Origin of the sequence: Psychrobacter sp. Cmf 22.2 (genome assembly GCF_001921745.1) — a bacterium.
In the GTDB taxonomy this organism is placed as follows: domain Bacteria; phylum Pseudomonadota; class Gammaproteobacteria; order Pseudomonadales; family Moraxellaceae; genus Psychrobacter.
The window spans coordinates 1-261 of the sequence record NZ_MRYA01000048.1; the positions used below are offsets into that span (position 1 = coordinate 1).

Annotated in this window: 1 protein-coding gene; it reads left to right on the forward strand. The window is 47.9% G+C overall.

Features of this window, described 5'->3' with window-relative positions; genetic code table 11:
* A partial coding sequence (locus tag BTV98_RS13265) for a pilin glycosylation ligase domain-containing protein (RefSeq protein WP_178379398.1) occupies positions 1 to 261 on the forward strand: 261 nt, incomplete at both ends.

Consider the following 261-nt stretch of genomic DNA (forward strand, 5'->3'; position numbering starts at 1 on the left):
CCTTTGGTTACAATACGGTAAACAACCGACCTTACGGCATTTTCCAGCAGCCCAATGTAATGGCGAGCTTTCTAGCGACAGGTCTAGCTTTGTCTGGCTATCTTCTCGCACGGCAGCCTCACGATAAGTATCTAAGCTGGCGACAAAAAATCGTCTTTCTTTATGCGATTCCCCTAATCACCATTCCATTACTGGTTGTTCTTGCGTCCAGAACAGGATGGCTAGGAGCGGTAATTGCAACGGCAATGGTGGCTCCTTATC